13 protein-coding genes are annotated in these 12,592 nt (G+C 60.9%); 7 read left to right on the top strand and 6 right to left on the bottom strand.

Going from position 1 to position 12,592, the window contains the following annotated elements; translation table 11 throughout:
- The 4 genes from FJ471_RS04020 to FJ471_RS04040 form a co-directional block, all read left to right on the top strand.
- Positions 1–2,240, top strand: a 2,240-nt coding sequence (locus tag FJ471_RS04020; RefSeq protein WP_140801872.1) for a type I secretion C-terminal target domain-containing protein, incomplete at its 5' end; no start/stop codon positions are given.
- Positions 2,241–2,353: 113 nt separating this feature from the next.
- On the top strand, positions 2,354–2,722 hold the full coding sequence (locus FJ471_RS04025; protein ID WP_140801873.1) for a hypothetical protein: 369 nt from the start codon (positions 2,354–2,356) through the stop codon (positions 2,720–2,722).
- A gap of 33 nt (positions 2,723–2,755) precedes the next feature.
- Complete coding sequence (locus FJ471_RS04030) at positions 2,756–3,484, top strand: lytic transglycosylase domain-containing protein (RefSeq protein WP_140801968.1); 729 nt, start codon at positions 2,756–2,758, stop codon at positions 3,482–3,484.
- A gap of 226 nt (positions 3,485–3,710) precedes the next feature.
- Positions 3,711–4,937: a penicillin-binding protein activator gene (locus tag FJ471_RS04040; RefSeq protein WP_140801875.1), complete on the top strand. Its 1,227-nt coding sequence runs from the start codon at positions 3,711–3,713 to the stop codon at positions 4,935–4,937.
- A 48-nt stretch (positions 4,938–4,985) separates the two neighbouring features.
- Here FJ471_RS04040 and FJ471_RS04045 read toward each other — a convergent pair whose 3' ends face one another.
- From FJ471_RS04045 to FJ471_RS04070, 6 genes are all read right to left on the bottom strand, one after another.
- Positions 4,986–5,876: a sterol desaturase family protein gene (locus FJ471_RS04045; protein ID WP_140801876.1), complete on the bottom strand. Its 891-nt coding sequence runs from the start codon at positions 5,874–5,876 to the stop codon at positions 4,986–4,988.
- A gap of 69 nt (positions 5,877–5,945) precedes the next feature.
- Positions 5,946–6,485 carry a prepilin peptidase gene (locus FJ471_RS04050; protein WP_140801877.1) on the bottom strand — a complete coding sequence of 180 codons (540 nt, stop codon included), beginning with the start codon at positions 6,483–6,485 and terminating at the stop codon, positions 5,946–5,948.
- Positions 6,486–6,493: 8 nt separating this feature from the next.
- Complete coding sequence (locus FJ471_RS04055; protein WP_140801878.1) at positions 6,494–7,036, bottom strand: tetratricopeptide repeat protein; 543 nt, start codon at positions 7,034–7,036, stop codon at positions 6,494–6,496.
- A gap of 52 nt (positions 7,037–7,088) precedes the next feature.
- Positions 7,089–8,039, bottom strand: a complete 951-nt coding sequence (locus FJ471_RS04060) for a type II secretion system F family protein (RefSeq protein ID WP_140801969.1) — start codon at positions 8,037–8,039, stop codon at positions 7,089–7,091.
- Positions 8,040–8,053: 14 nt separating this feature from the next.
- Complete coding sequence (locus tag FJ471_RS04065; RefSeq protein WP_140801879.1) at positions 8,054–9,025, bottom strand: type II secretion system F family protein; 972 nt, start codon at positions 9,023–9,025, stop codon at positions 8,054–8,056.
- The gene (locus FJ471_RS04070) at positions 9,025–10,410 is read right to left on the bottom strand and encodes a CpaF family protein (protein ID WP_140801880.1); all 1,386 of its coding nucleotides are present in this window, start codon (positions 10,408–10,410) and stop codon (positions 9,025–9,027) included. Before FJ471_RS04070 ends, FJ471_RS04065 begins: the two co-directional genes overlap by 1 nt.
- A gap of 498 nt (positions 10,411–10,908) precedes the next feature.
- On the opposite strand from FJ471_RS04070, the gene FJ471_RS04075 reads away from it, so the two are divergent.
- The 3 genes from FJ471_RS04075 (at position 10,909) to cpaB (ending at position 12,529) form a co-directional block, all read left to right on the top strand.
- The gene (locus tag FJ471_RS04075) at positions 10,909–11,109 is read left to right on the top strand and encodes a Flp family type IVb pilin (protein ID WP_140801881.1); all 201 of its coding nucleotides are present in this window, start codon (positions 10,909–10,911) and stop codon (positions 11,107–11,109) included.
- A 69-nt stretch (positions 11,110–11,178) separates the two neighbouring features.
- A complete protein-coding gene (locus FJ471_RS04080) occupies positions 11,179–11,379 on the top strand; it encodes a Flp family type IVb pilin (RefSeq protein ID WP_140801882.1) in 201 nt (66 codons plus the stop codon).
- 142 nt (positions 11,380–11,521) lie between these two features.
- The gene (cpaB, locus tag FJ471_RS04085; RefSeq protein WP_246684591.1) at positions 11,522–12,529 is read left to right on the top strand and encodes a Flp pilus assembly protein CpaB; all 1,008 of its coding nucleotides are present in this window, start codon (positions 11,522–11,524) and stop codon (positions 12,527–12,529) included.
- The last annotated feature ends 63 nt before the right edge of the window (positions 12,530–12,592 follow it).

Genomic DNA, 12,592 nt, shown 5'->3' on the forward strand with positions numbered 1-12,592 from the left:
TCACCTACACGGCGAAGGACGCCAACGGCAACACCGTGACCGGCACCGTCGGCATCAACGTCATCGACGACGTGCCGCATGCCAGTGCCGACATCAACGCCGTGACGGAAGGGGCGCTGCTCACGGTGGCTGCGGCCAACGGCGTGCTGTTGAACGACGTGTCCGGCGCGGACGGCTATGCCGCCACCGGCGCGGTGGTCGGCGTGCGCGCTGGCAACGACACCTCGACGCCGGCGACCACGGGCGTCGACGCGCAGATCGCCGGCCAGTACGGCACGCTGACGCTGCACGCGGACGGGTCCTACTCCTACCAGGCGACGGCGAACACGATCTCGGCCAACGCCACCGACACGTTCGTCTACACCATCAAGGACGGCGACGGCGACACCTCGACGACGACGCTGGCCATCAATGTCGCGAATGTGACGCTGGCCGCCGACAACCAGACCAAGACAGTCGATGAGGCGGCGCTGGACACGGTGACCAATACGGGCGACCTCGGACACGGCACCGTGACGGGTTCCAACCCGTCGAGCACGGCCGAGACGGTGACCGGCCAGCTCGCAGTGGCGGGTACCGGCGTCACCTACACGCCAATCAGCACGACGACGGCGCACGGCATATTCCAGCTGACGGCGGGCGGCGCCTGGACCTACACCCTGACGTCGCCCTTCGACAGCGGCGCAACGCAGGGCGCCAACACGCTGACGGGCGCGGAAAGCTTCACCTACACGGCGAAGGACGCCAACGGCAACACCGTGACCGGCACCGTCGGCATCAACGTCATCGACGACGTGCCGGCATTTACCCTCGTCAATGACGGCAATGGCGACGGCATCGTCAGCCTGTCGGCGCTCAATCCGTCAACGGCCACCACTTACAACGGCCAGTTCGCCGAGTGGCAGTATGGCGCCGACGGGTTTGGCAGCATTTCGGCGACAGGGCAGAATGTACAAGTCGCCTCCAGCTCATCGTCCCAGATCGTGCTCAACCTGATGGAAGGCACCGATGTCGTTGCTGTCCTGACACTCAACGCCAACGGCACCGACTCGCTGGAAGTGGTGCACCGTGCGGGTGACGTCGTGTTCGATCCAATCGCGGCAACTTCAGCGACTGCTGGAGGCCCGACAGGTTCCCTGCTGGTGGATTTGGGCACGGCCGCCGACTTCAATATTCTCGTGACCGGCGATGACGGCGTTGCGCCAGCCAACCAAAGCGGAAAGGATGAGGTGAATACCAGTTCACAGGGCTGGGCCGTTAAGGGAGGACAGGGCCAGACGAATGATGCCGGTGAATCCATTACGTTCAAATTCGTTGACGATAGCAACAATTCGACTGGCCACAGTATCGACGACTTCAAGTTCACCACCGAGGGCTACACGGGTGGCATGTCGACGGCCAAAGTTACCGTCCTGGTCTATCTCGATGCCAGCATGACGCATTACGACCAAGTGACGGTCAACAACGCGACATCAGGCAGCGTTATCCAGATCAGCAATCTTGACTGGTCGGCAGCCGCGGGTAACGGCGACTATGTAGCCGGCAATGCCATCTACGGGGTGAAAATCCTCAGCGACAGCACCAACAAAGGCGGCTTCCGAGTGAATGGCGTCGAGGTTGGTACGCATTCCGAAACGCCGCCTGCGGATCTCGACTTCAACGGCATCCATGTCACGATCACGGATCACGATGGCGATACCGCGACGCAGACCTTCAATGTCCACATCGATGGCACGACCGGTAGTCAGCTGACGGTCGAGTCCATCGCCGGGACTTCCGGAGATGATAATTTGACTGGCACCGGCGGCAACGACACGCTGATCGGCGGCGCCGGCAACGACTTCCTGGACGGTGGCGCCGGCAACGACATCCTTATCGGCGGCGCGGGGCTCAACCACCTGACCGGCGGCGCGGGCAACGACACATTCGTGATCGATCCGTCCAAGCTCACGGTCCATGTGGCCGATGTCATCGCAGACTATACGCAGGGCCAGGACGTCATCGACCTGTCCGATCTGCTCAAGTCCCTCGGGGCCAACGCGCCGACCACGGACGCGCAGACGGGCGACGTGGTCAATGTCACCTCCTCGAACGGAACAGCCCACGTGATGGTCGACGACAACGGTACTGCCGCCGGCGGCAATATGGTCGAGGTGGCGACGCTGACGAATGTGGGTGTCGGATCCACGATCAGCATCCTCTACGATCACACCCACACTCATACGGAAAATGCGACTTGACGGTGCGATCGTTTGGATGACGCAAACTTGGTGGCTCGGAGGCGTGGCGTAAGGCCACGCTTCCATGCTATGCATTAGCGAACCGTGAATTTGTAGTTTGAAGAGGGGCTTACATGAAACATTCCGCAAGATTGCTGGCTTCGGCCACGGCGCTGCTGCTGGCCGGGTCGACGGGCTTCGCCGCCGATATCATCGGCGAGCCGGCGGTGAATTACTGCCGCACCGCCGGAACCTCGGACCTGGTGCTGACCGACAACATGGTCGAGCTCAAGGACCATGTGGTGAAGCTGATGGACGAATCGGTCGCCGTCGCCAACAGCCCGGAATGGATCAACTCGTCGCGTCCCGCCTTCGTCTGGGCCTCGGAAGCCAAGGTCGCCTGCGGCATGGCCTATGGCTACCTGAAGACGAACTACAAGGACGAAGACACGCTCAACAAATGCGAGTGCTTCCACGACCGCATGGTCGAATATATGCATTGAGCTGACGGCCGATCGAGCACCGGCTTGGCTGCGATGGTGGCCGACGGAAAATTGCCGAAGGCGATCGCGCTGGCGGTTGCCTTGCTCGGCCTGAATGCGACACCTGTCCACGCCAACTGGCTGGAACGGCCGCAGCCGCCGAGGGCGCGGCCCGCCCATTGCGCCGCGGCGCCGGAACGGAGCCGCGAGACATTCAAGGCATTCGCCACCTGCCAGGCATCGCTCTACGGGCTCGAGGCCGTTTTGGCGCATGCGGTGATGGAGATCGAGAGCGGGTTCGATCCCGGCGTGCGCGGCGCCGACGGCGAAGTCGGCCTGATGCAGGTGATGCCGGCCACCGCGCGGATGCTCGGCTTTCGCGGCTCGCTCGACGAGCTTGGCGAGCCCGCCACCAACATCGCGCTCGGCGTCAAATATCTGGCGCAGGCAAACAGGCTCGCCGCGGGCGACCTCTGCACCACCGTGATGAAATACCGGGCCGGGCACGGGGAAACCCGCTTCTCGGTCCGCTCGGTCAACTACTGCCAGCGCGCTCGCGCGATCCTGGCGCGGGAGGGGCTCGAGGTGGCCGGGCCGCTGCCGGTGGCGACGGTCGGCTTCTTCGACGCTTCCCTGGACGGCGCCGTGACCGGCCAGGAGAAACGCGTGTGCGTGCGCCGATCGTTCGTGCCCGGGCCGCGCTACATGAAATGCGCCGAATATCGCAGCCCGACGCAAGCAAGGGTGATACAGGCGCTCAGGGCGCGGCTCTTCGATGGCTGAGCCATGACGCGAGAATCACGGGACGGCGGCGCAAGCAAGACGGTAAGATCAGTTGAAGACAGGCCGGGGCGAATACCTGCGGCAGATGGGTGGAAGCAGCATGAAGCTTGAGCGACACGATCCGCGCCTGAAGCGCGCCGCGTCGAAACGGATCCGCGCGAGGCTTGGGTCTTTGTTTCATGCATGCCGTTCTCCCAAAACCGGGGCCACTTTTGGGCGACATGCTTTGGGGGCGATCGCCCTCGGGCTGGTCGGGGCGCTGGGCGGATGCCAGTCCAAGAGCGGCGCGTCGGACGTGCTCGATCCGTCGGCGATTGCAGCACCCGCCGGCCAGGCGAGCGTTCCGGCGGCACCCGCCCAGCCGGCAGGTGGCGAGACCTTGAGCAGCGCGAATTCGGGCGGCCCGACCTCGGCCGCTGACGCAAAGGCCAATTTGACGCTCGGCACGGGGCCGACCAAGGTGACCATGCTGCTGCCGCTTTCGGCGCCCGGCAGCACGGGCGAGAACGGCCGGAAAATGTATGACGGGGCGCGGCTGGCGATGGCCGATCTCGGCGACAAGCTTCTGACGCTGACGATCGAGGATACGCGCGGCGACAGCGGCAATGCCAAGGACCTCGCGGTAAAGGCGATCACCTCGGGCACGGCGAAGGTCGTCATCGGGCCGTCCGAGCTTCCGGCCGCCCAGCACCTTGCCAAGCTCTCCGGCTCGAAGCGGCCGCCGGTGCTGGCGCTGGCCGACAATTTCGCCGGCGGCCCGGGCGTCTATTCCGTGCGGCTCAGCGAAGCCGACAGCGCCGCGGCGGGAGCGGCGGCAATCGCCGGCAAGGGCGCCAGGAAATTCGTGCTGATGGTGCCTTCGGGCGCCGACTCGAGCCCGATTGAATCGCGGGTGGCCAACGCGCTCAGCATCTATGGCGCGACGCTTGCGGTGACGCTGCCCTATTCGGCGACCGATGGCGGCGCCAAGGTGGTGTCGGACATGGGCTCGCTGGTCGAAGCGCCCGACGCCGTGGTCATCGCCAGCGGCGGCGGCAGCCCGACGGCGGTGCTGGCGGCGCTGAAGGCGAAAGGCGGCAAGGCCGTGACGCTGATCGGCACCGACCGCTGGCTCGAGCGGCCGATGGATCCGCTCTACGAAGGCGCCTATATCGCGACGCTCGACGAAAGCGAGACCGGGCCGATCGCCGATCGCTTCAAGGCGACCTACAAGTACCAGCCGGACGTCAACGTCGCCTACGCCTACGACATGGTGGCGCTGAGCGCGGGCATAGCGAGCTCGGCCGGGCCCGACGGCTTCAACAAGCAGGTGCTGGAGAACACGACGGGCTTCCGCGGCTCGACCGGCCTGTTCCGCTTCCGCAGCGACGGTTCGAGCCAAAGGTCGATGCCCTTCTTCAGGGTGGAAAAGGGCCAGCTGAAGCTGGTGGAGAAGCAGACGTCGGGGTTTTAGGGGGCATTTCCAGGAAAGCTTTTGCGGCACCCAACTGTGGGTTGACGCCTATTCAGCGGGAACATCCCTGCGATCATCAACAACTTGGCGCTGGAACGTTGGAAGCAAGCGGGCCGCGAGCCTGAGCCATTCAATCAGTGGCCAGAGCGTCAATTTCAAAACGTTGTTGCGCGGCACGCCTGTCGCACCCAACGGGACGTTGCAGGGGCCGGGCACTCTGTAGGTGCCGAATATCCAATCAAAGAACGGAAAAACATTGGCAAGGTTCTTGCCGTAGGCAGCCGGCACATCGGCATGGTGCCAGCGATGGAAGCGAGGCGACGCGACAAGCAACCGCAACGGGCCGTGTCCCCAGTCGACATCGATGTGGACATAGATGTTGTGGAATAGGACGATCAGGGCGCCATAACCGATCGCGTCACGCGGCAATCCGATCCAACTCAGCAAAAGGGTGTAAGAGACCAACATCACGAGATTCTCCAGCGCGTGTACACGGTATGTGGTCAAACCGTTGACGACCGGGTCAGAGTGGTGAATCGCATGCACGGGCCACAGCCACTTCATATGCATGAGGCGGTGGTTCCAGTAATTGGCGAAGTCGGCCGCCAGGATACCGAGGAAGCTAAGCAGCCACGTGGGAAGGTCGGTCCAAACGCTGCCCGGAATGCTCGGTATGCCAAGCAGGTCATAAGCTTGCTTCACCTGATCCGAAAGCAGCCAAACTCCAGGGACCAGGACGATATTTATATGGAAGATCGCTAACGTTGCCGCTACGCTTTCGATGGCGCGTCGCGACAAGGAACGACGCCAACCTTTGCGAATAACATCGCATCCCAAGACGATGAGAAGAAAAGCGGCCACGAAGTAAGAACTGGGATCGTTTGCCAGTCTGCACCACGCCTCAAAGCGGGCCATGATGTAGTCGCCGACGCTATTCACCTCTTGTTCCCTCAACTCCCCACGTTAACCTCAAATCGCGGTGGCGAAATCAGAACCTGCCCCCAACGATCAATTTAGCTGCTCAAGAATTCCCGAGCTGGTTGCCACCACAACGGCGTGATAAATTTGGAACCCTATCGCGCAGATGGTGGCGGCCGAAATCGGCACACCGAACGGCACGACGCCGTTCTGGTCCATGTGCTGCACATATTGGCGGAACATGCCTGCCGGCAGCACGAAGGGATTCTTGATCACCGCCGCTGTGGTAATCGCGAAAACCAGCAGCAACACGGAAAACAAAGCAAGATTGCTTCCGCCAACCAGAAACGGCGTGACACTCATCAGCTTGACATCGCCGGCGCCAACCTTTCGCAAAAGCCAGAACGGAAAGAGCGCAATGAACAGCGCAACGCCACCAAACGCGCTCATGCCCATCTCCAGCCATGAATGACTTTGCAATGATTGGAATTGCAGAGTTCCAAGGCCGAGGCAGAGGAGCAGCAGCACGTGATAGTTGGATATTCTCTGCGTGGTGAAATCTGTCCAGGCAATCCGCCCAAGCAGCAGGATTGCCAGCCCCTGGAAGACAAGCGAAGCGGTCAGCAACATGGCTCGTCCTACCGTTCTATGTTCTTCACGCTCGATGACAGCAGCTTGAGATTGTTCGCAACCGTCGGATCGTTCGGCACCAGCTCATAAGCCTTGAGGAAGTTGCTGCGCGCGTCCTGCAGCTTGCCGCGCAGCAAATAGGAATAGCCGAGATTGTTGTAATATTCCGGCGTCGCGCCAAGCAGCCGGTAGGCCCGTCCGTAAGCCATGTCGGCAAGATCGAAGCGCCGGATGCGGTCGCAGGACGCGGCGAGGCCCAGCCAGGCGACGCCGTCATTCGGCGCGAGCCGTGTCGCTTTGTAGAACAGGGCGCCGGCATTGCCGTAATTTTCGGAACGGAACTGCGTCTTTGCCTCGGTGACCGCCTGGTCCGAGGCGTAGTAGTCGACGTCGCTCACCGTCTTCAAGCCGTCGAAGGCGTCGCCGAAGGCGGTATAATCGCCCTTGGCGGGCTCGTTGGTGCGCACGACGCCACCCGTGGTGTCGTTGGTCTGGCAACCGGCCAGGAAGATCAGCAGCAGGCTGGTCGCGACTGCGAGGCGCTTTGTCATTGTGTGTCCCACGAGTCCCCGACTCTATTTTAGAACCTAATCATATGGCGGACTAGAAGAAAATGCCCTTCATCCGGATAAGCACCGGCAGCAGGATGACCATCATCACGACAGGGAAAATGCAGAGCCCCAGCGGGATCATCATTTTGACCGGCAATGCGTTGGCGCGCTCTTCCGCAGTCAGAATTCTTTGGCTGCGCATCTCGGCGCTATAGACGCGCAAGGCGTCGGTGAGGCTGGTGCCGAGTTCTTCCGATTGCCGGAACAGGACCGCCAACGCCTTGGCTTCATCAAGTCCGATACGGTCCGCCAGTTCGCGCAAGGCTTCGCGCAGCGGCTTCCCTGCACGCAATTGCAGATTCATGATCGCGAGCTGGATGCCCAGCCATTTATGGGTGCTGGCCATCTCCTGGCTCACACGCTCCACCGCCGCCTCGAGGCTCATGCCGGCATCAGCGCAAGTGATCATCATGTCCATGAAGTCTGGGAAGGCGCGGCGGTAGACCTGCTTTTGCGCCCCCTCGAAGCGGTCAAGCATGATGCTAGGAATAACGATACAGGCTAGTCCGAAGAGCGCCGACCCGGCGAGGGCAACGAATCCTGGCAGCCATGGCGGCAATATCCTCGACAGGAGGGCATATATAACCAGAAAGCCTATGGCGACGGCGCCCAACCGGCAAAGCGTGTAGATGAGAGGCGCGCTGGGATGATAAAAGCCGGCTCGAAAGAGCTTGGCCTCGAGGGCATCAGGCTGGTTGCGCTCCTTCTCCATCGATTTGAAATAGGCTTCGATCGGCTTTTGCGCCGCGGCCTTGGCGAGACTGTCTTGTCCGAGGATTGATCGGCGATCCACTGGCCGGTCGCCGACAAGGCTATCCGTCACCAACTTGCGCGTCTGCATCGCGGGCAGGAATATCAACGCACCGAACAGGAACAGGGCCCCAGCGGCGGCGAAGACCGCGAGAGAGACGAAAAAGGTCAGGTTGTCCGTATTCGAAAGCAGGCTCACAGTCGCTCCTAGAAATCGAAAGTGACCATGCGATACATGATGTAGTCGCCGAGCAACGCCCAAATTCCAAATGCTGTGAATACCGGCGGTATCAACGGACTGCCCCAAACTTGGCCATAGTAGGAAGGCGCAACGAGCATCAGGATCAGAAACATAACGACCGGAAACAGCGAGATGAGCCATGCCGACGTGCGGCCCTCGGCCGAGAGCGCCCTGATCTTCAGTCTGAGCTTCTGCCTTTCGCGCAGCACGGATGAAAGGTTTGCAAGAATCTCGGTGAGGTTGCCTCCCGTCTTGCCTTGGATAGCGAGCGACACGGACAGCAGATGCAGGCCTTCGAAGCCGACACGCTCTGACAGTTTCCGCACTGCCTGCTCCATGCTTAGTCCGAAAGTGATCTCGTCAGCGACGATGCCGAATTCCGTGCCAAGTGGATCAGGTATCTCACGCGCGACAAGACCTATTGCGACAGAAGCAGGATGACCTGCGCGCAGCGAACGAACGATCATGTCGAGAGCGTCGGGCAATTGCTTGGCGAATTTCTGAATCCGTTTGTTACGTGCCCGGCGCAGAACAAGAAGCGGCAAGGCAAGGCCCACCACGAGAAAGATGATGAAAGCTACTGGTGCTGCAACGTGCAGGAAAAACCAAAGCAGCAACGCCATCGCCAGGCCAGCCAGAACAAACGAAGCGACGAAAGTCATCGGGTTTCCTGTGACACCGGACTGGGTGTACAGCCGATTCAGCCAGACAAAGCCGGAGATGAAGTCTCCCGAGTCGGTCAGTCCACGTTCGCGCAACAGGCTTTGCAATGTTTGCTCGGCCGGCGCCTCGTTGGCGATAAGGCGGAGTCGATGATTGACCGCGACCCGACGCGAACGCCGACCGGTCAGTGAAAGATAAAAGGCCTCGCCGGCAAGAATGACCGAGGCGGCCGCGACCACATAGATGAAATAGAGGAGAGCCTGTCCCGTCAGCATTACAGCGCCACCTGCGGGTTGAAAGCATCCTTGGCGAAATGCAGGCCGAGCGTCGCGGCTTCGCCGGCAAAGCGCGGGCGAACGCCAGTGGCGCGGAAATCGCCGACGATCGTGCCGTCGGCGGCGACATCGCGCCTTACATAGTGATAGATTTCCTGCAGCTGCACGACATTGCCTTCCATGCCGGTGATCTCAGAGATGGAGACGACGCGCCTCCCGCCATCGGACAGGCGCTGCGTCTGCACGATGATGTCGATGGCCGACGCGATCTGTGCCCGGATCGATTCATGCGTCATCGGCAAGCCGGCCATGCCGACCATCTGCTCAAGGCGCGAAATGGCGTCGCGCGGCGTGTTGGCATGGATGGTGGTCATCGAGCCTTCATGGCCGGTGTTCATGGCCTGCAGCATGTCGAAGGCTTCCTCGCCGCGTACCTCGCCGACGATGATGCGGTCGGGCCGCATGCGCAGCGCATTCTTCACCAGCTCGCGCTGGCGGATCTCGCCCCTGCCCTCGACATTGGGCGGGCGCGTTTCCAGCCGGCCGACATGCGGCTGCTGCAGTTGCAGTTCCGCCGCGTCCTCGATGGTGACAAGGCGCTCCTTCGACGGGATGTAGCTCGACAGCGCGTTGAGCAGCGTCGTCTTGCCACTGCCGGTGCCGCCCGAAACCAGGATCGACTTGCGCGCCTGCACGGCAATGCGCAGCATGTCGATCATCGGCTGGCGGATCGAATTGAACGCCATCAGGCGCTCCAGCGAATAAGGATTCTTCGAAAATTTGCGGATCGAGACGAGCGGGCCATCGACCGAGACCGGCCGCACGGCAATGTTGACGCGTGAGCCATCCGCCAGGCGCGCGTCCGCCATCGGCGCGGATTCATCGACGCGGCGTCCGATAGCCGAGACGATCTTGTTGATGATGCGCAGCAGATGCGCCTCGTCACGGAAGCGGATCGAGGTTTCCTCGATCGTGCCGCGACGCTCTATAAAGACATGCTCATGCGTGTTGATCATGATATCGGCGATAGAGTCGTCCTTCAGTAGCGGCTCGATCGGACCAAGGCCCAGCATCTCGTCAGCCGTATCGCTGGTCAGCTGATCGAGCTCGCGGGCATTCAAGGGCACGTTCCGGCTGCGCACGAACTCGCGCACGATCGGCCGAATCTCATCCAGGATCTCATCCTTCGATGCGCTTTCCAGCGCGGTCAGGTTGAAACGGTCGATAAGATGTCGATGCAGCTCGACTTTGAGAGTCAGAAAGCCGTCATCCTGCGGTTCGGCCTCCGCCGGGGCGGCCGAAGCAGTGCCGTTTGCAGCCGCGCCCGCCGGTGCGGGCTGAATTGCTCGCTGGTCACCCTGCCCTTTTATGAAGCGACCCAACATGCCGCCGAACCCCTGCTGATTTCCCCAACGTCGAAACTAAGCGTTAACCACGAGGGGCACAAGCGGCCTGGAGGACACACAAGAGGTATTACTTGCTACATAGTTAAGAAATGGAAGATTTTAGAAATGGTTTTATTTTCATCCGCCATTCTCACGACAGACCAAAGTCCTAGGACCTTTGGATGCAAGTCCGCTAATATGCAGCTAACTCGCTTTATATAAAGGGATATGTTTGAATTCTAATATCGAAGCATGATGGCGTCGGTGTGGCCGAATTGTGAACGAATGGTTAAAATCACTTGAAAATCGAGGCGAATCAAGCCTTTGTCAAAAATGAAACGGCTTGAAATCGAGTATTGAAAGGTTAAGCTTCCGTTAATCCGTTTGACACTGCTTTTTCGCACACCCTAGGATTGAACGTGACGGGGGATGCTTGGGTATGGGGTTCATCCTTGGCTCTGTCTCGTCGGGTTCAAACCTCCAAAGGGAGAAATTGGCATGAAGAAGCTCATGACGATGGCCCGGCAGTTCCGCGACGATGATAACGGCGCTGCTATGGTCGAGTATTCGATTCTGATCGGCATCATCACCGCAGCGGTGATCGCGATCATCATCGGCGTTGGTATCTACGTGAAAGATCAGTGGACTACGCTGTGCACCAATCTGAAGACTGCGGATACGAAGGTGACCGGCTGCTGATCCAGAAACTGACCAGGCCCGGCGACGACCTTCGGGCCTGGTCAATTGGATCCCAAGGGAGAAATTAGCATGAAGAAGCTCATGACCTTGGCCCGGCAGTTCCGCGACGACGACAACGGCGCTGCCATGGTCGAATACTCCATCCTGATCGGCATCATCACGGCAGCGGTGATCGCGATCATCATTGGCGTTGGTATTTACGTCAAAGATCAGTGGACCACGCTTTGCACCAATCTCAAGGGTAGCGATGCGAACGTGACCGGTTGCTGATCCAGAAACTGACCGGTCCCGGAGACGACCGTCGGGCCCGGTCGACTTGATGTAGCAAGCAATCTCGGGATAGGCGCCGCCTGTCTGCGCTAGCGGGTTACTTGATTGGGGCTTGGGGTAAATGCGCGCTAATACACTGATTATGATCGTGCTCGCCGGTATATTCGGCGTTCTGGCGGTTGTGCTCGTCAATATCTGGCTTGCTGGCCAGCGCAATGCCTTGGCGCAATCCAACGGCGTTCAGGCGAGCACCGTCGTGGTCGCGGCGGTGCCCTTGAAATTCGGCGACGCTCTGAGCGTCGACAAATTGCGCGAAATTGCATGGCCGGCGGGAGCAGTCCCGGTCGGTGCGTTCAAGACCGTCAAGGAAGCGATGGCCGGCGAAGGGGCTCGCCAGGCGCTGCAATCGATCAGCGCCAATGAGCCTGTCCTCGCCGCCAAGATCACCGGACCAGGTCAGCGTGCCACGCTGTCGGCGGTGCTCGGCGAAGGCATGAAAGCAGTTTCGATCCGCGTTAACGACGTGCTCGGTGTTGCCGGCTTTGTATTTCCCGGCGACAGGGTCGACGTGCTGTTGACCCGCAACGTCCGCGGTGACGACGGTGTCGACAAAAGTTTCGTCGACGTCCTATTGCAGAGTGTCAAGGTGCTTGCCGTCGACCAGGTTGCCGACGAGAGCAAGGATGCCCCGCAGGTCGTGAAGGCCGTCACGGTCGAAGTCAGCACCAAGGATGCCCAGAAACTCACTTTGGCTGCGGGTGCCGGCCAGTTGTCGCTGGCGTTGCGCCAAGCTGCCGGCAGCAAGGGCGAGACGAATGAGAGAGTCACGCTGGCGGATCTGACCGGCGACACGCCGGACGATGTCGCCAAGCGCCAGGCCGAGTTAGACAAGCAGAAAGCCGATGAAGCCGCGCGCAAGCAAGCCGACGAGAGGATCGACGGACTGGCCAAGGCGGTGGAGCGGGTCGGCAGCCAGATCGACCAGATCAGCAAGACAAAGCCCGTCACGGTCGTGGCCGCCGCGCCTCAGGCTCAGCCGCAGGTGAAGGAAGTGATCAAATACATCCAGCCTGAACCGCCCAAACTCGCGACAATCGGCGTGTTCCGGGGCGTCAAGCTGGAATCATACGAAGTGCCGCGACAAGACTGACGAGGGTCGGCGCGGCGGGCTGCCCAAGGCAGCAAACGGGGAGACGGGGAATGCAGGGGTCTT

It is taken from the genome of Mesorhizobium sp. B2-7-1, from assembly GCF_006440735.1.
In the GTDB taxonomy this organism is placed as follows: Bacteria; Pseudomonadota; Alphaproteobacteria; order Rhizobiales; family Rhizobiaceae; genus Mesorhizobium.